General features: G+C 39.5%; 19 protein-coding genes. 1 reads left to right on the top strand and 18 read right to left on the bottom strand.

Going from position 1 to position 21,524, the window contains the following annotated elements; all coding sequences use genetic code 11:
• Position 1: 1 nt before the first annotated feature.
• The 5 genes from G602_RS0117395 to G602_RS27290 are packed head-to-tail and all read right to left on the bottom strand — an operon-like array spanning position 2 to position 5,311.
• Positions 2-826 (bottom strand): purine-nucleoside phosphorylase, encoded by an 825-nt coding sequence (locus G602_RS0117395; RefSeq protein WP_026660094.1) that lies wholly within the window; start codon positions 824-826, stop codon positions 2-4.
• Between the two features lies 1 nt (position 827).
• A complete protein-coding gene (locus G602_RS27295; protein ID WP_049945307.1) occupies positions 828-2,783 on the bottom strand; it encodes a serine hydrolase domain-containing protein in 1,956 nt (651 codons plus the stop codon).
• Positions 2,764-4,689, bottom strand: coding sequence for a heavy metal translocating P-type ATPase (locus tag G602_RS0117385; protein ID WP_026660093.1), 1,926 nt, complete (start codon positions 4,687-4,689; stop codon positions 2,764-2,766). Before G602_RS0117385 ends, G602_RS27295 begins: the two co-directional genes overlap by 20 nt.
• A 50-nt stretch (positions 4,690-4,739) precedes the next feature.
• Entirely contained in the window at positions 4,740-4,955 is a 216-nt protein-coding gene (locus G602_RS0117380) for a cation transporter (protein ID WP_026660092.1), read from the bottom strand.
• Between the two features lie 38 nt (positions 4,956-4,993).
• Complete coding sequence (locus G602_RS27290; RefSeq protein ID WP_044932667.1) at positions 4,994-5,311, bottom strand: ArsR/SmtB family transcription factor; 318 nt, start codon at positions 5,309-5,311, stop codon at positions 4,994-4,996.
• Between the two features lie 130 nt (positions 5,312-5,441).
• On the opposite strand from G602_RS27290, the gene G602_RS0117370 reads away from it, so the two are divergent.
• Positions 5,442-6,029, top strand: coding sequence for a hypothetical protein (locus G602_RS0117370; protein ID WP_026660091.1), 588 nt, complete (start codon positions 5,442-5,444; stop codon positions 6,027-6,029).
• 19 nt (positions 6,030-6,048) lie between these two features.
• Here G602_RS0117370 and G602_RS0117365 read toward each other — a convergent pair whose 3' ends face one another.
• From G602_RS0117365 to G602_RS0117305, 13 genes are all read right to left on the bottom strand, one after another.
• The gene (locus G602_RS0117365) at positions 6,049-6,687 is read right to left on the bottom strand and encodes a hypothetical protein (RefSeq protein ID WP_026660090.1); all 639 of its coding nucleotides are present in this window, start codon (positions 6,685-6,687) and stop codon (positions 6,049-6,051) included.
• Between the two features lie 146 nt (positions 6,688-6,833).
• Entirely contained in the window at positions 6,834-8,339 is a 1,506-nt protein-coding gene (hemZ, locus tag G602_RS0117360; protein WP_026660089.1) for a coproporphyrinogen dehydrogenase HemZ, read from the bottom strand.
• A gap of 21 nt (positions 8,340-8,360) precedes the next feature.
• Positions 8,361-9,050: an MBL fold metallo-hydrolase gene (locus G602_RS0117355; protein WP_026660088.1), complete on the bottom strand. Its 690-nt coding sequence runs from the start codon at positions 9,048-9,050 to the stop codon at positions 8,361-8,363.
• 71 nt (positions 9,051-9,121) lie between these two features.
• A complete protein-coding gene (locus G602_RS0117350) occupies positions 9,122-11,401 on the bottom strand; it encodes a RelA/SpoT family protein (RefSeq protein WP_044932665.1) in 2,280 nt (759 codons plus the stop codon).
• A gap of 25 nt (positions 11,402-11,426) precedes the next feature.
• On the bottom strand, positions 11,427-11,951 hold the full coding sequence (locus G602_RS0117345; RefSeq protein ID WP_026660085.1) for an adenine phosphoribosyltransferase: 525 nt from the start codon (positions 11,949-11,951) through the stop codon (positions 11,427-11,429).
• A 178-nt stretch (positions 11,952-12,129) separates the two neighbouring features.
• The gene (locus tag G602_RS0117340; protein ID WP_026660084.1) at positions 12,130-13,143 is read right to left on the bottom strand and encodes a hypothetical protein; all 1,014 of its coding nucleotides are present in this window, start codon (positions 13,141-13,143) and stop codon (positions 12,130-12,132) included.
• A 17-nt stretch (positions 13,144-13,160) separates the two neighbouring features.
• Positions 13,161-14,678, bottom strand: coding sequence for a HAMP domain-containing sensor histidine kinase (locus G602_RS0117335; RefSeq protein WP_044932663.1), 1,518 nt, complete (start codon positions 14,676-14,678; stop codon positions 13,161-13,163).
• A 73-nt stretch (positions 14,679-14,751) separates the two neighbouring features.
• Entirely contained in the window at positions 14,752-15,426 is a 675-nt protein-coding gene (locus tag G602_RS0117330) for a response regulator transcription factor (protein WP_026660082.1), read from the bottom strand.
• 65 nt (positions 15,427-15,491) lie between these two features.
• Positions 15,492-16,151, bottom strand: coding sequence for a hypothetical protein (locus G602_RS0117325; RefSeq protein ID WP_026660081.1), 660 nt, complete (start codon positions 16,149-16,151; stop codon positions 15,492-15,494).
• Positions 16,141-18,249 (bottom strand): glycogen debranching protein GlgX, encoded by a 2,109-nt coding sequence (gene glgX, locus G602_RS27285; RefSeq protein ID WP_049945357.1) that lies wholly within the window; start codon positions 18,247-18,249, stop codon positions 16,141-16,143. Before glgX ends, G602_RS0117325 begins: the two co-directional genes overlap by 11 nt.
• Before the next feature lie 267 nt (positions 18,250-18,516).
• Positions 18,517-19,917 (bottom strand): oxaloacetate decarboxylase subunit alpha, encoded by a 1,401-nt coding sequence (locus tag G602_RS0117315; RefSeq protein WP_026660080.1) that lies wholly within the window; start codon positions 19,915-19,917, stop codon positions 18,517-18,519.
• A 40-nt stretch (positions 19,918-19,957) separates the two neighbouring features.
• A complete protein-coding gene (locus G602_RS0117310) occupies positions 19,958-21,109 on the bottom strand; it encodes a sodium ion-translocating decarboxylase subunit beta (protein WP_026660078.1) in 1,152 nt (383 codons plus the stop codon).
• Between the two features lie 31 nt (positions 21,110-21,140).
• On the bottom strand, positions 21,141-21,500 hold the full coding sequence (locus G602_RS0117305) for a biotin/lipoyl-containing protein (RefSeq protein WP_026660077.1): 360 nt from the start codon (positions 21,498-21,500) through the stop codon (positions 21,141-21,143).
• Positions 21,501-21,524 lie beyond the last annotated feature (24 nt).

Genomic DNA, 21,524 nt, shown 5'->3' with positions numbered 1-21,524 from the left:
ATTAGAATTTTTTTACGCATTCAGTAACAAGTTTCTCAAATAAAGGACCTGTCTTGTCCGCAGCCTTCTGTACATCCTCATGTGACAGGGGCTCATTAAGCATTCCTGCTGCGAGGTTACTTATGCAGGAAATACCACATACTCTCATTCCCATGTGTCTTGCAGCGATTGCTTCTACAACGGTACTCATACCTACCGCATCTGCTCCGCTGATTCTTAACATACGGATTTCCGCCGGAGACTCAAAGGAAGGTCCTGTAACCTGCGCGTATATTCCCTGCTTAAGCGGTATCTTATTCTTGAGAGCTGTTTCAAGAATAATCTCACGAAGCTCCTTATCATATACACAGCTCATATCCGGAAATCTTGTTCCGTATTCATCAATATTCTGGCCAATTAAAGGATTTTTGGCAAACAATGAAATATGATCATTTATAAGCATCAGATCACCCGCATCAAAAGTATAATTGATTCCGCCTGCAGCATTTGTAAGGAATAAAATCTCTGCTCCAAGCCTTCGCATTACTCTCGCCGGAAGAACTACATCACTGATGTCATAGCCTTCATAAAAATGTACTCTTCCCTTCATGCATACAACGGGTACCTTCCCAACATATCCGAAAATAAATTTTCCGGCGTGTCCCGGAACTGTTGATATAGGAAATCCCGGAATATCAGAATAGGATATTTCACATTTTACATCTATCTGCTCAGCATAATTGCCAAGTCCTGAGCCAAGTGTAATCGCAACTCTGGGTTCAAAATCTGTTACCTTCCTTATTGCTTTTACACATTTTTCAACCTTTGAATATATTTCATTTGCCATATTAGTCGTCCTCCATTATTGCATCATCATCAATTGTAATATTCTCACTATCTCTCTGAGACTCATCATTACTATCATACTCCAGGGAAGATTCTTTGTCATGTAGCACTCCATGAAGTTTAGGCCTTACTGTATTTATTATTGCCAGCATCAGAGCATCAATAGCACCATAATCGGAAAGCCTGTTTATAACAAAACCGCTCATTCCTTTTCCTACATCCAAATGTCCAAACTGATTAAGTATTCCAATCAGCATTCCACTACCCGGTATTTCATCGAATCTTATACCTATATTTACAGGTGGATTCATCTTTTCCAGAGAAAAGCCTATATCATGCTGAAGAGGTTCTCTCTTACCAAAGTAAACATTCATAACTCTGGCTGTAGAGTCTTCTAATAAGTAGAATTCATTTCTCAGAACAGGCCTGTTATATTCATCCAGCGAAAACTCGGATACTGTTGATATCGAATATATTTCGCCATGTTCATCAATTTCAGTAACTGCTCTAAAGCCGTCAAAGCCGCACTTTATCTCATGAACTGTATCACCTTCCCTTATCAGAAGGTAAAATGCACCCGTCCTGTCATCAAGCTTAAATCCGATTGATTTAATTCCGTCCGTATAATTATTGTGCATAACCTGAACAAGAAGCGGCATAAAACCAACACCTTCATCGTCCATATCGTAAGTGATACCATCAAGACACTTCATAAAATGATGTCTGAATTTCGGACTCATCCCGAAGGTATTACGTTTCTTCTTTTTGTTCCATCCGCCACCTGCAATACAGGTTCGCTGCTTTGGCAAATCCTCAGCTTTTCGAATAAATTCCTTTAAACTGTTCTGCCTTGCAAGTACTTCCTCTGTCATCTCTATAGGTTCATTTATGACATTTATTTCTGACATAAGCTTATGAACCGTTCCGGACATATTTCCTTTTTGGAACAGATCTTCATTACCTGCATTTGTAACTATCATCATGTTTACATCAGGAAATACATATACATTTTGTCCAAGCATTCCGTTAAAGGTATATGCGCCTATCCTTGAGCTGCTATTCCATAGCTGAAAACCATATCCCGGAGCAGTTACTTCTCCTGTAGCAATCTGTATGGTAGTAGATTCCTTCACCCATTCCTCGGGAAGAATTACCTTTCCGTCATAGGTTCCGTTATTCAAATATAGCTGTCCAAGCTTAGCCATATCCTCAAGCCTTAGATATAAGCCCCATCCACCCTTTGTAATATTCTGGGGACAGCTTTCCCAAAAGGCTCTTTTGATTCCAAGGGGTTCAAAAATTCTTGGTTTTAGATAATCAAACATGCTCTCGCCAGTAACTTCCGTCACAATTGCAGAGAGCATGTATGAATTCATTGAATTATACTCAAAGGCAGTCCCCGGAGTAAACTTCGTTGATGACTCAAGGAATTGTTTTTTCCAATCATTACAAAGGACAGAGCCCGACTCATTAAACTCAACACCACTACTCATGGTAAGAAGATGTCTTACAGTCAGTCCTTTGGAAAAGATGTAGCTCAAGGGCCCTTTTTTTCCGAATATATCTTCAATTTTGTCGTCTAATTTAATTTTTCCTTCGTAGACAAGAAGACCTATAGCCATTCCTGTCACGCTTTTGCACATAGAATGAGTCACATGCCAATAATCCATATCAAACGGCTTAAAGGCACATTCACCAATGACATGTCCGTTTCGGACAGCCATAATCTTATGCATGTGGCATTTGTTATTATCATAGAGTGCTCTGAAAAGCTTTTCTATAAAAGCACTATCAACACCCTGCTCCTCAGGAGTGGATCTCGGAAGACTTGTTTCTCCGTCAGCATCCTTGGGAAAAGCTATCTTCTGAGGAGTATATGTAACCTTACTGATTTCACCGGTTTTATGACCGATAAGCTTCATTAACAGCTGAATAAGTTCAAGCTCTGACTTTGCCATTCATGTCCTCTTTCGACCATTTCATGGCTCTCATTGAATTTAAGATTGCAAGTACTGCTACGCCAACATCTCCGAAAACAGCCATCCACATGGTTGCAAATCCAAAAGCGCCAAGAAACAGTATCAATATTTTTACGAAAAGAGCAAAGACTATGTTTTCCTTGACTATTCTCAGGGTCTTCCTGGCAATCTGAATTACTGCTGAAATCTTTCCGATATCATCATCCATCAGAACAATATCCGCAGCCTCTATAGCAGCATCTGATCCCATACTTCCCATGGCTATTCCAACATCTGCTCTCATAAGAACCGGCGCATCGTTAATACCGTCTCCTACAAAAGCCACCTTGCCATTACTGTTTTCATCAAGAAGGCTCTCAACTCTTTCCACTTTATCCGCGGGCAGAAGCTGTGCATATACCTTATCTATTCCAACCTTATCGGCAACAGCCCTGGCTGTATCCTCATTATCTCCGGTAAGCATTATCACCCTGGCTACGCCGGCCTTTTTGGCTTTTGAAATAGACTCTGCCGCACCTTCTTTTATTGTATCAGATATTATGATTGTTCCAACAAAAAGTTTTCCTTTTGCAACATAAATAATGGTACCCGGCGCCTTTGACTCTGTAAATTCTATATTATTTACCCTAAGAAGCTTTGCATTTCCTACGTATATATCTTCATCACCAAGCTTAGCAGTAATGCCATGCCCAGGAACTTCCTTTATTTCCGTAAGTTCTTCGCTGTCATCGGATAATGACGGTATGTCTTTATGCATCTGCTCATGATATTCCATTACAGATCTTGCAATCGGATGATTTGAAAACTTTTCTGCACCGGCTGCAATACATATTATTTCTTCTTTTGTTACATCTGTGGCAGCAGGTATAATCTCTGTTACCCTGAACTCTCCCTTAGTAATAGTCCCGGTCTTATCAAGAACAAGGGTATTGGCTTCGGCAATTGCCTCCAGATAATTACTTCCCTTAACAAGTATTCCATGTTTTGAGCTTGCACCTATTCCACCAAAGAACCCGAGAGGAACAGATATTACAAGCGCGCAGGGACAGGAAACTATAAGGAAAATGCATGCTCTTTTTATTGAATCAGCAAAGGACATAATTCCTAACACAGGAGGTATTACTGCAAGAAGTACGGCACCTATTGTAACAACAGGCGTATAATATCTGGCAAATCTTGTTATAAAATTCTCCATCCTGGATTTCTTGTTGCTGGCATTCTCAACAAGCTCTAATATTTTTGAAACAGTAGAATCCTCATAGTTTTTGGAAGTACGAATTTTCAGAACATTGTCCTTATTCAGGCAACCGCTTATTACTTCTCCGCCCTCAGTTACACGTCTCGGAACAGATTCACCTGTAATAGCGGAAGTATCTATAAACGATTCGCCCTCTATAACTATTCCGTCTATCGGAATTTTCTCACCGGGTTTTATGAGTAAAACAGTTCCTATCTCAACTTCCTCCGGATCTGTCTCGCATACATCTCCATTCTCCAAAATTACATTTGCATATTCAGGAGCAATACTCATAAGCTCAGTTATCGATGCTCTTGACTTGCCGACGGCATAGCTCTGAAAAAGCTCTCCTATCTGGTAAAACAGCATTACTGCCAGAGCCTCTGAATACTCACCAATACCAAAAGCTCCGAAGGTCGCTATCATCATGAGAAAATTCTCATCAAATATCTGCCCATGCGAGATGTTTATAAAAGCTTTTCTTAAAACGTCATAACCTATTACGAGATAAGGAACAAGATAAATTATAAATATCGCCGGTGTCGGAAGCTTTTCAAAAAGTCCTGTATGCTCTGCTATAAGTAATAATGCAAAAGCAAACAGTACTCCTATTATTCTGTTTCTGGTTTTCTTCATTTTCTTAGTCATATTTTTCTGCCTCTAAATTTATGTCATATGCTTTCCACGTAATATTTTTCTTAAATTTCAATCTCGCAATCAGGCTCAACCTTTTTGCATGCCTTAACTGCTGCATCAAGAATTTCAGCATATCTGTCATCATCAGCCTCAAGTGTAAGCTTCTGAGTCATAAAGTTAACTCTTGCATTTGTTACGCCGTCAATCTTCTTTATGGCATCTTCCATCTTTGCAGCACAGTTTGCACAATCAACTTCACATTTGTAACTCTTCTTCATATTGTTTTCCTCTTTTCTTTTTTTATTATTGTTTATAGTTATTTTTCTTCAATATGTTCACGGCCCATGGAAATTATTGTTCTCACATGGTCATCCGCCAGATAATAATACATCTGCTTACCTTCTCGCCTACTCTTAACAAGGCTGTTCATTTTAAGTATTTTTAGCTGGTGAGATACAGCAGACTGCGTCATTCCCAGATTCTCTGCAAGATCATTCACACAAAATTCTGATGCAAATAAGGCAAACAGTATTCTTATCCTGGTAGAATCACCGAAAACCTTGAAAAGCTCTGCGAGATCATACATCTCTTCTTCATCGGGAAGTTCATCCAGTTTACAGGAAAGCATTGTCATCTTTTTTCTCCTTCCTCAATATTACATATGAACATTTATTCATATGTTGATTTAAATATAATACTGCTAATTTTCATTGTCAATATTATTTTTATAACTTTTTTAGTACCAAATGTCTTACAATAAAAGTATGAATAATAGGGATTTTAAATATGAATATCTAACTGAAAAAGCAAAGACTATTTTAAATACCGGAAAAGGATATCGTGACAATACTCTTTTCCCGGAAATAAGTGCGCTCACCACAGACAAGCATAATCCTATTGATGTTGTAGTTACAGAAATAATGTACTGTGGAAAATACGAAGTTTGCGATTTTCTTATAAATCATTATTCTGATCGGTTATCCAGAAGTGATTACAGACTTCTTGCAAATCTTGTTTATGAAATCAAAACTACAGGCTTTCCTATAATTGATTATTTAAAGAATGAACAGCTTCGCCGTGTTGTAAACAAGCTTACCATCGATTGCAACTGCTGCTTTTGGCTTTGTGCATCTCCTGATGATATTTATAATCACTATGTAAAAGAATACATACCAAAGGCGGATAAAATACAACCGGGCTATGCTGACTCCTGTCCTGACTATAAAATCAAAGCCGCGCTTTCAATTGATGAATATAAAAGCAGGTATGTCGACGAAATCAACATACCTGCACAAAATGTTCTTCTTTGCGATATGGGTATTGAGGGCATTCTTATTGCCTTCAACCAATAATCCTTTTCGCTGCCTGCTGTCATAATGTGGAATAGCCAAAACCGTTACATATAGCGTCTACCTTTATTCCCTCTTTACAAAGCGGGCAATTATCATGAGGATAACTTGCATAATCAGGAAGATCTCTTGTCGAGAACAGTGATCTTATAGGGAAACCTTCAATCTGTGTAGCTACAGAGAAAAATGCAGCAATTCCGACAACTTCTCCGCCATAAAATCTAACAGAATCCAGTGCATTTCTTAACATCCCACCGGTAGTAACAGAATCTGACAATATAAGAACCTTCTTTTCCGCAATCATATGTTTATTATTATCTCTGAACATGATCTGTCCGTTAACATTATATTCAGGTCCTGTTATATACATGGTCTTATGTGCATTCATGGAAATTACACCTGCCTGAGTAAGTGCATCAGCAAGATAAGAACCAACAACCTCCATGCCATTAAGACAAAGAATGGTATCAATTACTTCCGAAGCAATATAGAACTCAGCAAGGGATTCACCTGCTGCTCTCGCCTCTTTCATTCTGGCTTTTGTGTCACAAAGATCAATAAAATAATTAACATGAGCATTCGGTGTAACGAAATGTCCCTTTGTGTTACGAAGAATTACATCATTGTTTCTTGAATACTCAATCTTGGTATAGTCTTGCATAATTCCTCCTCCTGCTATCAGCATGGGCAAATCATTGGTTAACTTTATACATAATAATATCATATTAACGATGAATATTCATTAAACAGTTAATTTTTTATACAATTTTAAGAATATCAATTTGCATAGTCGCCAATTTGATATTTTCAATCAAAGAGACGTTTCTTACGCCCAATCATTTCATCAATACTGTTCATGTAAAGAGTCACATCCTTAACGTTGTCACATCTCTCTATTCTGCCATCTCCATATACACGCTTAGTAACAGTCCCGGCGCCAAGAGCAACTATAGACTGAACCTCTTCCATCATCAGAATATTGTAAATACCTGCTTTTCCCTCTCTGGCATAACCGGTGTTTTCAAGATTACCGGAAATGTTCTTTTGTCTGTACAGATAGTAAGGAGAAAGCCCCATTCCTTCAGCACTTCGCTTTGCGATTTCCATCATTTTTCCTGTATCGCCTGCCACAAAGAAGCCATTGTTTCTAATGTGTTCAGCAAGTCTTGAGCCTCTTTTCACAGACAGACTGTGCACGGTAAGGTCATCAGGGCCCAGCTTTTCTATTTCCCTCATTGTATGCTCAACATCCTCTTCTGTCTCGCCGGGAAGCCCCAGAATAATATCCATGTTTATATTATCAAAGCCTTCTTCTCTGGCCATATTATAGGCATCCACAAACTGCGCAACCGTATGTTGCCTTCCAATGCGCTTAAGTGTCTCATCACTCATAGTCTGAGGATTAACAGATATTCTGTCCACTCCGCATTTTTTCATGGCACTCAGTTTTTCACGTGTAATAGAATCAGGTCTTCCCGACTCTACAGTGAACTCTCTGCACTCTGATAAGTCTATTTTTTCTCTCAGATATGTGATAAGCCTTGTCATCTGGTCAGGTTCAAGAGTTGTCGGAGTACCTCCGCCTATGTATACAGAATTAACTGTTTTCCCTTTAAAAGCATCTGCCACATAATCAATTTCTTTTTCAAGACATGCTATATATTCATTCACCTTCTTTTTCCAGGTAACAATAGGGAACGATGTAAAAGAACAATACAAGCATGTTGTGGGACAGAAAGGGATTCCCAGATAAATGCTATAGCCATTTTTGTAATTTATATCATCAAGAATTTTCTTTTCTCTTAATGCAATATTATATGCAAGCTCTGTCTTTTCATCAGAAACAAAAAAAGTGTCCTTCATATAGGACTTTATCTCTGCTTCCTCTTTACCGGCGTCAAGCATTTGCATAGGAATTCTGGTAGGCCTTATCCCTGTAAGTGAACCCCAGGGAAGGTCATGGCCTATTTCCTTTGAAAGTTCTCTGTACATCATTTGTTTAAGTGCATTTTTAGGAGTTGAAAGCGAAGCTGTCGACCCATTTGTTGAAGCAGAGCTCTCTAAATCATTCTCAGCACACTGCGTCCTGGCAAATGTCTCGCTATTATCATTATGAATAATCTTCATGGAGATATATCCTTCTTCCTCCATAAGACTGATATCAATCATAAATACGATATTATCTTCAATTGCCTCCCTACACTTATCTTCATCATATGTAAGAACACTAACATCCTCTTTAGGATAAAATGCCTTAACCAGCGAATGTATGTCATATTTAAACTTATCTTTATTAAGTAAAACCTTTATCATTTTTATAATGCCTTTATTTCCTTACAAATACATGTTGTGAGTTTTCTCAAATCCTATTGTGGTAGATGGTCCATGTCCCGGATAAACTACCGTTTCGTCCGGAAGGACAAACAGCTTTTCATGGCATGACCTGACAAGTGTTGCTGCAGAGCCTCCCGGAAAATCCGTACGGCCGACTGACCCTTCAAATAAAGTATCTCCGCTTATGAGAATATTATCCTCTTCGAAATAATAGCAGCAGCTCCCTTCTGTGTGTCCGGGAGTTGCAATAATCCTGAACTTGAGACCTGCACATTCACACATTTCACCATCAGAAAGCAGCACATCCGGCTTTACGGAAACATTCGTTCCGAACATATCCGAAAGATTATATTCCAAATCCTCGCAGAGCCCTGCCTCTTTTTCATAGGCATATACCTTTACGTCCGAAAGCTTCTTCAGTTCCTTAACTCCGCTTATATGATCAAAATGGCCATGTGTAAGGTATATTGCTTCAACTTTAAAGCCACGCTTTTTAAGTTCATCATATATAAGTGCACCTTCATCGGCAGGGTCAAAAAAAATCACAGGTGTGAATTTTCTATCACTATCCTCAACATCATTAACACTATGATCATTTCCGTCTTCTTTATAAACAAAATAGCAGTTAGTCTGTACCATACCAAGGCACATGGAGCCAACTGCCACAGTTCCTATCTCTTTATTTGCCATTCTATATACCTTTTCCTTTTAAATAAAAAGTTCGATATCGAGCACAGGATGTAGCATTCGTAAAAACTGCATCAGCCTGTTGTTCTCTCGATATCGATAACACTGTCAATATTCCTGATCTTATCAACAATCTCTCCAAGTTCTTCCCTGCTGGAAACCTGGAAAGAAGTCTCCATAGTCGCAAGTCCCTGCTTACTTGTACGCGTATTCATGGAAAGAATATCTACATTTTTCTCAGTAAGTGCTCTTGATACATCCGCCAGGAGTCCTGATCTGTTATTGGCAAAAATGTTGATAGTAGCAACATATTTTTCGCCAAGTGCATGACTTTCCCACTTTGCCTCTATGAGCCTTGTTCTGTCCTCGTTCTGCATAGCGCGAACATTGACACAATCCTTCCTGTGAATTGACACACCACGGCCTCTCGTAACAAAGCCAACTATAGGATCCCCAGGTACAGGATTGCAGCATTTTGAAAATCTTACAGCAACATCATGGATACCCTTTACAATAATAGCGCTTCCCGAACTGCTGACACGAGGTGTAATATTGGATTCTGCAACAGCAGCAAGAACCTCCTCGTCAGAGATGTTCTGCTTATGATCCTTCTCATACAGTTCCAAAATCTTATTAACTACCTGGCCTTCCTTGAGGCCACCGTGTCCAACTGCCGCAAGAACAGCATCCCAGCTGTGGAATCCGTATTTTCTGACAATCAGGTTCTGATATTCAGGCTTCATGACACTATAAATGTCTATGCCCTTGGATTTACAATACTCAACAAGGGTCTCTTTACCCTTACTGATATTTTCTTCCTTGAACTCATTTCTAAACCACTGATTGATCTTATTTTTTGTAGATGTACTTCCTACTATACTTAGCCAGTCTCTGCTTGGACCTTTTGAATTCTGGCTCGTAAGAATTTCGATTCTGTCACCATTCTGTATTCTGTAATCTATTGGAACAAGTTTACCGTTAACCTTGGCACCAATCATTTTATTACCGACTGCGCTGTGAATACTGTATGCAAAGTCGATAGGGGTTGATCCCGCAGGCAGGTTCTTAACTTCTCCATTGGGAGTAAAGCAATATACATCCTCAGAGAAGAGGTTAAGATCACTCTTCAGCAGATTCATAAACTCCTGGTTATCGGACATATCCTGTTGCCATTCCAGAATCTGTCTTAGCCATATAAGCTTTTCTTCTTCCTGTCCCTCAACATGCTTACCGTCGGATGCCTCTTTGTACTTCCAGTGTGCAGCAATACCGTATTCAGCTGCACGGTGCATATCGTAGGTTCTTATTTGTATCTCGAAGGGTTGTCCGGTTGTGCCAATAAGCGTCGTATGAAGCGACTGATACATATTAGGCTTGGGCATAGCGATATAATCTTTAAATCGTCCAGGAATCGGCTTATACATCTCATGTATTACACCAAGTGCAGCATAGCAGTCCTTTACGGAATCCACTATGATTCTGACTGCAAACAGATCGTAAATCTGATCAAGAGTTTTTCCCTGATTATGCATTTTCTTATAAATACTAAAGAAATGCTTTACTCTTCCGTTTACATCACCATGTATCCCTGCAGCAATAACATGCTCTCTTACTTCAGCGCATATTTCTTCTACGTATTTTTCTCTCTCAACCTTTCTCTGCGCAACCCTCTTAACAAGGTCATAATAAATATCAGGCTCCAGATATTTAAGAGAAAGATCATCAAGTTCAATCTTAATCTTGCTGATACCAAGTCTTCCGGCAATCGGACTGTAAATATCCAGTGTCTCCTGCGCAATCCTCTGCTGCTTCTCAGGAGGCATATGCTTAAGCGTACGCATATTATGAAGTCTGTCGGCAAGCTTAATCAAAATTACACGAATATCCTTGGCCATTGCCAAAAACATCTTACGAAGATTTTGAGCCTGCATCTCCATCTGATCAGGAGTCTTACTTGCGTAATCGCCTGAAAGCTCCAATCCCTGCAACTTTGTAACGCCATCGACAAGAAGTGCTACATCAGCGCCAAATTGCTCCTCAACCTGTGCCTTGGTATAAATAGTATCCTCAACAACATCATGAAGAAGCCCCGCTGCAATTGTCTCCTTATCCATTTCAAGATCAGCCAGAATAATTGCAACGCAAAGGGGATGAATAATATAAGGCTCACCTGACTTGCGCCTCTGCTCCTTATGAGCTTCGGCTGCAGCCTGATAAGCCTTTTCAATCAAAGTAATATCATCAGATGGATGATATCTGCGAACACGGCTAATAAGCCCTTCATAAAGAGCCTCGGGAGACTGAAATTCATCGATTGATTCAATTTTTCCATCATCAAAATCTGTCCGTCCCATAGTTGCCACACTCCGCAATAATTTTTTACTTGCCTTCGTAGGAAAGTGCAGAATAAAGCTTGTAATTACCAAGAGCTTCTCTGCCCTTAAGCCCCTTAAGTTCCATAAGAACAAGAACGCCTGCTACTTCGCCGCCAAGTCTCTCAATCATTTTGATCATGGCTTTGATTGTTCCACCTGTAGCAATGAGGTCATCAACAATAATAACCTTCTGTCCGGGCTTAATTGCATCCTTATGAATTTCAAGAGTAGCTGTGCCATATTCAAGCTCATACTCCTCTGAAATTGTCTCACAGGGAAGCTTACCCTTCTTACGGATCATAACAAATCCTTTTTTCATATTATATGCAAGAGCTGTTCCAAAAATAAATCCTCTTGACTCAGCGCCTGCCACAACATCAAAATCCACATCCTTAATAAGATTCTGCATCTCATCTATAGCAAGCTGAAGTCCGTCAGGATCCTGTATTACTGAAGTAATATCGCGAAACATAATGCCGGGTTCCGGAAAATCCGGTATTGTTCTTACATAATCATCTAACTTCTTCATTGTATTTACCTCATAAACTAAATAGTAAAAGTTCTTTATAACTAACATAGTATATCACGATTTTGGCTCAATAACGAAAAAATTTATATTTATTTTATACTTTGAACGTATTTTTAACACAATTAGAAAACCCTCTTTACTTTTTGCTGCGTAAAGAGGGCTTAAATAATGTATTAAATTATTCCAATGAAAATTCAATTATTTCTCCGCCAAGATCACCTATAAGACCTAATGACTCAACATTTTTCAGCTTGGACGCATCCATCTGCTTTATCAGTACCATACTCTTCTTCTCACCTGAAGTAATTGTTCCGGAGTATGAACTGAGGTCATTATCTAGCATTGTAACATTGGTATATCCAACATTTACACCATTCAAAATAACCTGGAAATGTGGATTAGCCTTTTCCATATCAACCGACACATCCATACCGCTTGTGTTTGCAAGCCTGAAATTAAGTATCAGCAGCTTTTTACCGGATGTAGCATTTATTACAAAAACATCATCATTATCAGGATAAGTGGAAGCCACGCTGTATCCCGAATATGTAAGAAACATTCCCTTGGAAAGCTCCTGTCTCATCCCTTGAACCACCTTATCGGGTTCTGTTTCCTGCGGAGTATTCTGTATATCTTCAGTATTATTATCGGGTACTTCTCCTCCTGAATTTTTTATGCCTTCATCAAGCTCGTCACCGTACTCATTCAAAAGCTTATCAATATCATCCTCAGAATTAGTATTTTCAGTTATCTTGTCTTCCTGATTGGTATTTTCAGTTGTCTCGTCCTCGGGTTCAGTAAGGGTAGTCTGCTCAGGCTCATTTAAATCATTCTGTGCCGCATCAGTGCTTTCGGTATTATATGTTTGCTCTGTTTCATCAACATCAGTCGCTCCATCAGTATCAGCAGTATCAGCCGACATATTTGCAATAGCAGCAGCGGTTTGAGCATCGCGCTCAGCCTTGGCAGAATCTCTGGCTTCTTTTGCCATTTGTCTTTGAAGTTCGAGCGAACTGAGTGAAGAAAGCTTTTCAACACCATTATTTGAATACTTCATCAGAAGGCTCACCATATATTGAACAGTCTGATTGTATTCATCATCAGTCATCTCCGGAAACTGTGAACCACACCCCGTAAGGAAAACTCCCACTGCAAAACATGTAATTAAAGCCTTTACAACACGTTTACCCATAAACGCCTCCATAAGGTTTATCTTGTTTCCAGCTCAAACCAAAATTCCACACCATTATCGTAGTTATTTACTCCATATCCCTGATGCATGGATTCCATGATTGCCTTAACAATTGAAAGGCCGACGCCACTACCGCCATACTCCCTGGTTCTTGCTTTATCAACCTTATAAAACTTCTCCCAAATATGTCCTATGCTATCCTCCGGAATAGGTTCTCCAGTATTAAATACAGATATTCTAACCTTATCGTCATAGGTCTTAAGTTTAATCTCAATAATGCAGTCACCACTTATGTGATTGAGAGCATTACTAAAATAGTTCATTAAAACTTCTTCTGTTTTAAATTCATCTGCCCAGACGTAAATGGGTGGATATTCATCCATTTGTACTGTGGCATTTTTCTGTTTCGTTAATATATCGGCAGATTTTATGTAATTCTTAATAGTTTCCGTTATATCAAATCGCTCCATCTGGGCATTGTCATTTCCAAATTCCAGCTGATTCAGGGTGAGAAGCTTTTTAACAAGAGTATCCATCTTTGAAGCTTCATCTCTGATTACGTCACAATAAAACACCATACTCTCAGGATCATCGCTTATACCTTCCTCAAGACCTTCAGCATAACCCTGTATTAAAGCTATAGGGGTCTTAAGCTCATGCGAAACATTTGATAAGAACTCACGTCTCATCTCATCAATCTGCTCTTTATGCGCAATATCCTGTTTCAACTCATTATTTGCATTTTTTAATTCTTTAATTGTAGCTTCAAGAGTCTCTGAGAGCTCATTAATATTATCTCCGAGAATATCTATCTCATTGGTAGTTTTCTTATGGTTGTCAGCTACATATTTTGCTTCAAAATTCAGGTTTTTCATTTCTTCAGATATCTTTGATAGCTGAAGTATGGGCCTTGTAATTCTGTTACTCAGATACAGAATGCTGATTGAACCAATAACTATCGCAGCAATACCGCAATAGAGCATGAACCTGTTCGAAATACCAACGCTCTCTCTTATACCCGCAAGAGCGCTTCTTACCATTACGATATATCCAGAATCGATTACACCCCATATTTCCAGATATTCTGTATTAAGGCGCTTGTCATTTTCAATCTGAATAGTATACTCGTCGTTTTTTTCAATAATACGCTTAACGCCTTCACTACCTCCCATCATACTGTCGCCTATAAGATTATCCCACAGAATATGAGCCATATAATCCGCGTCACTTGATGATGACTTTATCATCTGTGAATCGGCATCAAGTATGATAAGCTCAATTCCATAAGTATCACATATACTCTGAAGCTCAATATCATACTCATCAGTAGCAAAGCTCCCGTCTGTCGATGCTTCGTCAATACTTTGATAAGCCTGCTTTACCACGTCAAGCTGATGAGATAAGTAAACCCGTTCAAGAAAAAATTGATTAATTATGACCAGAAAAACTATCATTCCAACCATGACAAACAGAAACAGTATGTTTAATTCGGTACGTAATGACAGTCTTAATTTCTTAGTATTGTTGTCTGACATATAAGTATTTTGCCTTCCTATTTTTTCATAAGAAATGTAGCAGCATCGTCAGATCATGGATATACCCTTGCTGTTACACCTCGAACTTATACCCCATCCCCCATATTGTTTTTATCAGGTCACCTTTATCTCCCATTTTTCCTCTTAGCTTTTTTACATGGGTATCTATCGTTCGTGCATCGCCAAAATAATCATAATTCCATACATTATTCAGAATCTTTTCTCTTGAAAGTGCAATGCCTTTGTTTTCAATAAAGAATGTAAGAAGTTCAAATTCCTTAAAAGACAGCTCTATCTCCTTGCCATCTATTGTTACATTATGGGCAGCCTTATTTATCACAATACCGCCCGCTTCAATAATATCATCACTTGAGCCCTGGGTAGTTCTCCTTAAAATAGCTTCAACCCTTGCCACAAGGATTTTAGGACTAAAGGGTTTACCTATATATTCGTCAACTCCAAGTTCAAAACCTTGAAGTTCATCCCTTTCCTCTGTTTTGGCAGTAAGCATAATAATAGGCACTTTGGAATAGGTCCTGATTTCACGGCATACCTGCCAGCCGTCCATTTTAGGCATCATAACATCGAGGATAATGAGGGCAATGTCTTTTTCATCAAAAAAGATATCAACAGCCTTCTGACCATCCTCTGCTTCAAGAACCTCAAATCCACTTTTTACAAGAAAGTCTCTTACAAGCTTTCTCATTCTTGATTCATCATCTACAACCAGTATCTTTAATTTATCCATATTTTCACTCTCCCGAACACAGTATATTATCTAATTGTGTCCATTTTGTTTACAAATAATCTGAATTATTCTTCAATTTCACTGGCATATTCAGTATTATCCTGAATTTTAAGCTCTCTTTCCTTCGCCCGTACAGCTTTCTCTCGCTCTTTAAGCGATTCTTCCCACTCTGCATATCTGTTAGTAACATTTTGTTTATAGTTTATTATGTTATCATTATCGGAACGCATAACTATAACAAACATTGCGACAACAAGTGCCACCAGTATGATATTCATTGCAATAAGTATTATAAAGCTTGCCTTTACATCTCTTTTCTTTTTTTGCGGAAGTGGAGTTATATATTGTCTGGGATGATATTCGTCCTTTAAATCTACTTTTGTAAATTTTGTGTTTACAGGAATAGGAATCAAATCATCCTCATTTACTCCGGCAGCAATCAGTCTGTCACGAAGCTTGGCAAGATAATGCCACCCAACAGGAGTTGAAAATATTTTATTTGAAATGGCTTTTTCATATACAGCTTCAAGATCAACCACCTTCGTTGAGTGAACCTTTTGCCCAAGAATAATGATTTTTTGCTTGTCAGACTCTGCCTTTTTAGCATCTTCCTTCGACAAAAACTCATAACCTTCAACTACAAGGTTCTCTTCTTCCTCTTTAGTTTTAACATCAGTTTTATTATTTTCTTCACCTGCGGTCTTTTGTTCGTTTTCATCTGCCATAGCCTTCTCCATATGCTGCTATAAATACACTTACGCTTCTGGATTTTAGTCTCCAATTCGGAATAGTAAGCGGCTTAGGACGGTTATTAAAATATCGTTTATCCTCAGCAGCTGTATCCACAACCAGTGTCCAGTATGAACCATCAGGCGGCTCAGGAAGTGTTATCTGAATATCCTCCCAGTAAACATTTACAGACATCAAAACCACATCATCATGTCCTTTTTTTCTGATATATCCGGCAAACATGATGCTTATAACCTTTGTACTGTCATTGATATTCGTATTATATGGATGATCGGTAAATACAGAAATATGCGGAAGTCCTGACATTGCAGGTTTTAAATCCTTACGTATGCAGGGATGCTTCCTTCTAAACTGGATCATATCTCGGTAAAAATCAAAATACTGACGATTCTTGCTGAAAAGATCCCAGTTCAGCCACGAAACCTCATTATCCTGACAATACGCATTATTATTACCATACTGAGTATTACCGAATTCATCTCCGGCAAGGATCATGGGAGTTCCCCTGCTACACATAAGAACTGTAATCGCATTGCGCATCATTTTAAACCGAAGATCATTTACCTCCTGATTATCGGTCTCACCCTCATGACCGCAGTTCCAGCTTCTGTTGTCATTGGCTCCGTCCGTGTTATTCCATCCATTAGCTTCATTATGCTTTTCGTTGTAGGAAAACATATCATATAAGGTAAATCCATCATGGCATGTAATGAAGTTTACAGAAGAATCATAACCTGCATAGTTACGTCCATACATATCCATGGAGCCTGTAATACGGCTTACTGCCTCAGGTGCTGCCCAGTATTCGCCCTTGAGGAAGGATCTTATGCTATCTCGATATCGTCCATTCCATTCGGCCCATCTTCCCCAGGATGGGAAAGATCCAACCTGATACATGCCGCCCGCATCCCATGCCTCTGCTATAAGCTTTACATCCCCGAGAATAGGATCAAAGGCAAGCCTCTGCAAAAGTGGCGGTGCCTCCATAGGCGCACCATTCTGATCTCTACCAAGAATACTTGCAAGATCAAATCTGAATCCATCAATTTTATACTGTTCTACCCAATAATGCAGACATTCCACGATCATCTGCTGAACCATAGGATGATTACAATTAAGAGTATTACCGCATCCGCTGAAATTATAGTAATCACCGTCAGGGGTAAGCATATAGTAAATATTATTATCGAATCCCTTGAAAGAAATGAAAGGACCGTTTTTATTCCCCTCAGCAGTATGGTTAAATACCACATCAAGAATAACTTCTATTCCATTTTCTTTAAGAAGCTTAATCATTTCCTTAAGTTCAAAGCCTTCTCTGTTATACTCTTCAGTTGAAGCATAGCTGGTATTGGGTGCAAAGAAACTTACTGTGTTGTATCCCCAGTAATCAAGCAGAGTTCTGCCGTTAACTACTCTTTTATCCCTGGTCTCGTCAAATTCAAAAATAGGCATTAGCTCTACAGCAGTTACGCCAAGCCTTTTCAAATAGTCAACCTTTTCCATTATCCCCGCAAAAGAACCTCTGCATTTAACACCGGCTGACTCAGACATTGTAAAGCCACGAACATGCATCTCATATATGATTGAGTCACTCATGGGAGTTTTTAGCCAGCTGGCCTCACCCCAATCAAAATCATTTCTTACAACTCTGGCTCTGTAAGCCTCTTCAAATTTTATTGTCTGTCCCCATACTTTTTGTCCTGCAACAGCCTTTGCATAAGGATCCAGAAGAATATGGTTATAGTCAAATAAAAGTCCCTTATCTTCATCCCAGGGGCCATCTACACGATATGCATATTCCATATTTTCAATTGTTAATCCAAACACAATCATGGAATGTACTTTTCCGATACGATAGCTTTCAGGAAAAGTGAGCGAAACATAGGGTCTCTCCTCTCCTCTATGATAAAGAAGAAGCGTGACCTTCGTTGCTCCGTTAGAATAAACAGTAAAATTAACGCCATCAGGAAGAACCGTGGCACCATTAATATCATAGTACCCCGGGCGAACCCTGAAACCGTTAATAACATCAGCTGCAAGAATTTGCCTGTTTTCCTCAGACCTTCTCAAATCCCTCTCATGAGGAAACGCAAAATTATCCTGTTTAGGTATTGGTCTTTTAAACTCCGTCATACGCAAATGTTAGAGGGGAATCCTCTGTCCTCTCACCTTTTTAGAATTCAAAACAAACATATGCCAACAAAACACTACTCTAATTGTATCACAAATTAACATTTTAAAGTACATTTTGACACTAAAAAAAAGAACAACTATCCAGGTAAAGATAGTTGTTCTTTATAAACTAAGCTCAAAAATACCTTGCTAAGTATTTGAGGTTTATGCAGGATAGGCTCCGTTCTTAGTGTCAGCAGCTGTGAGATCAACCTTCTCCTGCTGAGCAAGACGATATTTAAAGAAGTCTGTAGCAACCTGAGGGAACAATGCATAGGACAGAACGTCCTCATCCTGCTGCTTCCACTGCTTAACATCCTCTTCAAACTTTTTAAGTCCGGGCTCAAGCTTATCTGCAGGTCTGCATGTGATAACCTCTCTGTCGCCGATAATCTTCTTCTGTACTTCAGGATTGAAAGGCTTGATTGTCTTACCATATTCACCTGCAAGAAGATCCTTTGTCTGGTCAGTAGCAACCTTATATCTCTCACCCATAAGCACGTTCATAACAGCCTGAGTACCAACGATCTGTGATGAAGGTGTAACAAGCGGAGGCTCACCAAAGTCTTTACGAACCCGAGGAATCTCCTCAAGCACTGTATTGTACTTATCGCTTGCATTCTGCTCTTTAAGCTGGCTAACCATGTTGGAAAGCATACCACCGGGAACCTGATACATAAGAGTCTTGATATTAACACCAAGAACCTTAGCATCCATAAGTCCGCTTGCAAGGCACTCTTCTCTGTATGGTCTGAAGTAATCAGCAATTTCAGCAAGAAGCTTCTGATCAAGACCGGTCTCAAATTCCTGTCCCTTGAAGGCCTCAACCATAACCTCTGTTGCAGGCTGTGATGTACCAAGAGCAAAAGGTGAAATAGCACAGTCAATGATATCAACACCTGCCTCAGCAGCCTTAAGATATGTCATACTTGCAACACCTGAAGTGTAATGAGTATGAAGGTCAATAGGAAGGCTTGTAGCACTCTTAAGAGACTTTACAAGTTTCTCTGCCTCATAAGGAAGAAGAAGTCCTGCCATATCCTTGATACAGATAGAATCTGCACCCATAGACTCAATTTCCTTAGCGATATTCATCCAATACTCAGGTGTATAAGCATCACCAAGTGTATATGCAAGAGCTATCTGAGCATGTCCGCCCTCTTTCTTACATGTCTTAACAGATGTCTCGAGGTTTCTAAGGTCATTCAGACAGTCAAAAATACGAATGATATCAATACCATTAGCAATAGATTTCTGAACAAAATACTCAACGACATCATCAGGATAATGCTTGTAGCCAAGAATATTCTGACCACGAAGAAGCATCTGAAGCTTTGTGTTCTTGAAGCCTTCTCTCAGCTTACGAAGTCTCTCCCAAGGATCCTCTTTAAGGAATCTCATGGAAGCATCAAATGTAGCACCTCCCCAGCACTCTACTGAGTTGTATCCTACCTTATCCATAGTAGGAATTATGGGAAGCATAAGTTCTGTAGGCATTCTGGTAGCAATCAGTGACTGATGTGCATCACGCAGAACTGTCTCTGTAATCTTAATTGGCTTTGCCATAATTGTTCTCCTTTACAAAAATATTATGTAACTGACGGAATTAGAACACTCCAAATACCGCCATGAAGGTACCGGCAACGACTGCAGTACCAACTACGCCTGCTACGTTAGGTCCCATAGCATGCATCAGAAGGAAATTACTGGGATCATACTCCGCACCAACCTTCTGTGAAACTCTGGCAGCCATAGGAACAGCAGATACACCGGCTGAACCAATAAGAGGATTAACCTTACCACCGGTAATAACGCACATCAGCTTACCAAACAATGTTCCTGCTGCAGTACCGATAACAAATGCAATAAGTCCAAGAGCTACAATCTTAATAGTTGTAATATTAAGGAATGCCTCAGCACTTGTTGTAGCACCTACAGAAGTACCAAGCATGATAACTACGATATACATAAGAGCATTTGAAGCTGTCTCCTGAAGCTGACGAACAACTCCACTCTCACGGAACAGGTTACCAAGCATCAGCATACCAATAAGAGGTGCTGTAGTAGGAAGAATCATACTTACAACAATTGTAACAATGATAGGGAAAAGAATCTTCTCAAGCTTAGAAACAGGTCTGAGCTGCTGCATACGGATTTTTCTTTCTTTGTCAGTTGTTAAGAACTTCATAACCGGAGGCTGAATGATCGGCACAAGTGACATGTACGAATATGCAGCCACGGCTATAGGTCCCAGAATTGTTGTCTGATTAAGCTTTGTTGCAAGGAAGATAGATGTAGGGCCATCTGCTCCTCCGATGATAGAAATAGCTGCAGCCTGCTGATCATTAAAGCCCATGGCAATAGCCATAAAGTAAGCTGAAAAGATACCAAACTGTGCAGCAGCTCCCATAAGGAAGCTCTTAGGATTCGCGATAAGTGGACCAAAGTCTGTCATCGCTCCTACACCCATAAAGATAAGTGACGGCATGATTGCCCACTCATCAAGCAGGTAGAAATAATACAAAAGTCCGCCTACACCATTCGATGATTTCTCAATTGAAAGCATAATATCCGGATAGATATTTACCAGTAGCATACCGAAGGAGATAGGCACCAAAAGAAGTGGTTCGAAATCTTTGGCGATTGCAAGATACATAAATATCAGAGCAACAACAACCATGATATAGTTTCCGGGTGTCATTGTTGTAAATGCAGTTTGCTGCCAGAGATTCGATAATGTGTTTACAATGTAATCCATTTAACGACCTCCGTGTGAGTCTCTCCAAATTTTAGTTCATTGTTGCAACAACGCCGCCAGCTTCAACCTGATCGCCTACAGCAACGTCGATACTTGCAATTGTTCCATCCTGAGGTGCAACCATAGGAATCTCCATCTTCATAGATTCCATAACAACAACAGAGTCGCCCTTCTTAACAGACTGACCAACATTAGCCTCAATCTTAAGAACCTTTCCGGCTGCACCGGCTGTTACCTTAACACTACCTGCGCCGGCACTTGCCTTCTTTGTGGGAGCTGCAGGTGCCTTAGGTGCTGCAACAGGAGCTGCTGCAGGTGCTCCGCTTCCTGCACCTTCTTCAACAGTTACTTCATATACGTTTCCGTTAACGGTAATTGTATAATTTTTCATTATTTATGTCCTCCTAAAATAAGC

Source organism: Butyrivibrio sp. AC2005 (assembly GCF_000424145.1).
In the GTDB taxonomy this organism is placed as follows: Bacteria; Bacillota; Clostridia; order Lachnospirales; family Lachnospiraceae; genus Butyrivibrio.
The sequence above is the reverse complement of the archived record's forward strand: the minus strand, read 5'-3'. Positions and strand labels throughout refer to the sequence as shown.

Coding starts and splice junctions, on each gene's coding strand:
- G602_RS0117305 (WP_026660077.1), bottom strand. CDS start 21,500: ATGAAAAATTATACAATTACCGTTAACGGAAACGTATATGAAGTAACT.
- G602_RS0117345 (WP_026660085.1), bottom strand. CDS start 11,951: ATGAAGAAGTTAGATGATTATGTAAGAACAATACCGGATTTTCCGGAA.
- G602_RS27290 (WP_044932667.1), bottom strand. CDS start 5,311: ATGACAATGCTTTCCTGTAAACTGGATGAACTTCCCGATGAAGAAGAG.
- G602_RS0117325 (WP_026660081.1), bottom strand. CDS start 16,151: ATGGCAGATGAAAACGAACAAAAGACCGCAGGTGAAGAAAATAATAAA.
- G602_RS0117370 (WP_026660091.1), top strand. CDS start 5,442: ATGAATAATAGGGATTTTAAATATGAATATCTAACTGAAAAAGCAAAG.
- G602_RS0117330 (WP_026660082.1), bottom strand. CDS start 15,426: ATGGATAAATTAAAGATACTGGTTGTAGATGATGAATCAAGAATGAGA.
- G602_RS0117385 (WP_026660093.1), bottom strand. CDS start 4,689: ATGACTAAGAAAATGAAGAAAACCAGAAACAGAATAATAGGAGTACTG.
- G602_RS0117395 (WP_026660094.1), bottom strand. CDS start 826: ATGGCAAATGAAATATATTCAAAGGTTGAAAAATGTGTAAAAGCAATA.
- G602_RS0117310 (WP_026660078.1), bottom strand. CDS start 21,109: ATGGATTACATTGTAAACACATTATCGAATCTCTGGCAGCAAACTGCA.
- G602_RS0117380 (WP_026660092.1), bottom strand. CDS start 4,955: ATGAAGAAGAGTTACAAATGTGAAGTTGATTGTGCAAACTGTGCTGCA.
- G602_RS0117315 (WP_026660080.1), bottom strand. CDS start 19,917: ATGGCAAAGCCAATTAAGATTACAGAGACAGTTCTGCGTGATGCACAT.
- G602_RS0117340 (WP_026660084.1), bottom strand. CDS start 13,143: ATGGGTAAACGTGTTGTAAAGGCTTTAATTACATGTTTTGCAGTGGGA.
- G602_RS0117365 (WP_026660090.1), bottom strand. CDS start 6,687: ATGCAAGACTATACCAAGATTGAGTATTCAAGAAACAATGATGTAATT.
- G602_RS0117355 (WP_026660088.1), bottom strand. CDS start 9,050: ATGGCAAATAAAGAGATAGGAACTGTGGCAGTTGGCTCCATGTGCCTT.
- G602_RS27295 (WP_049945307.1), bottom strand. CDS start 2,783: ATGGCAAAGTCAGAGCTTGAACTTATTCAGCTGTTAATGAAGCTTATC.
- G602_RS0117350 (WP_044932665.1), bottom strand. CDS start 11,401: ATGGGACGGACAGATTTTGATGATGGAAAAATTGAATCAATCGATGAA.
- G602_RS0117335 (WP_044932663.1), bottom strand. CDS start 14,678: ATGTCAGACAACAATACTAAGAAATTAAGACTGTCATTACGTACCGAA.
- hemZ (WP_026660089.1), bottom strand. CDS start 8,339: ATGATAAAGGTTTTACTTAATAAAGATAAGTTTAAATATGACATACAT.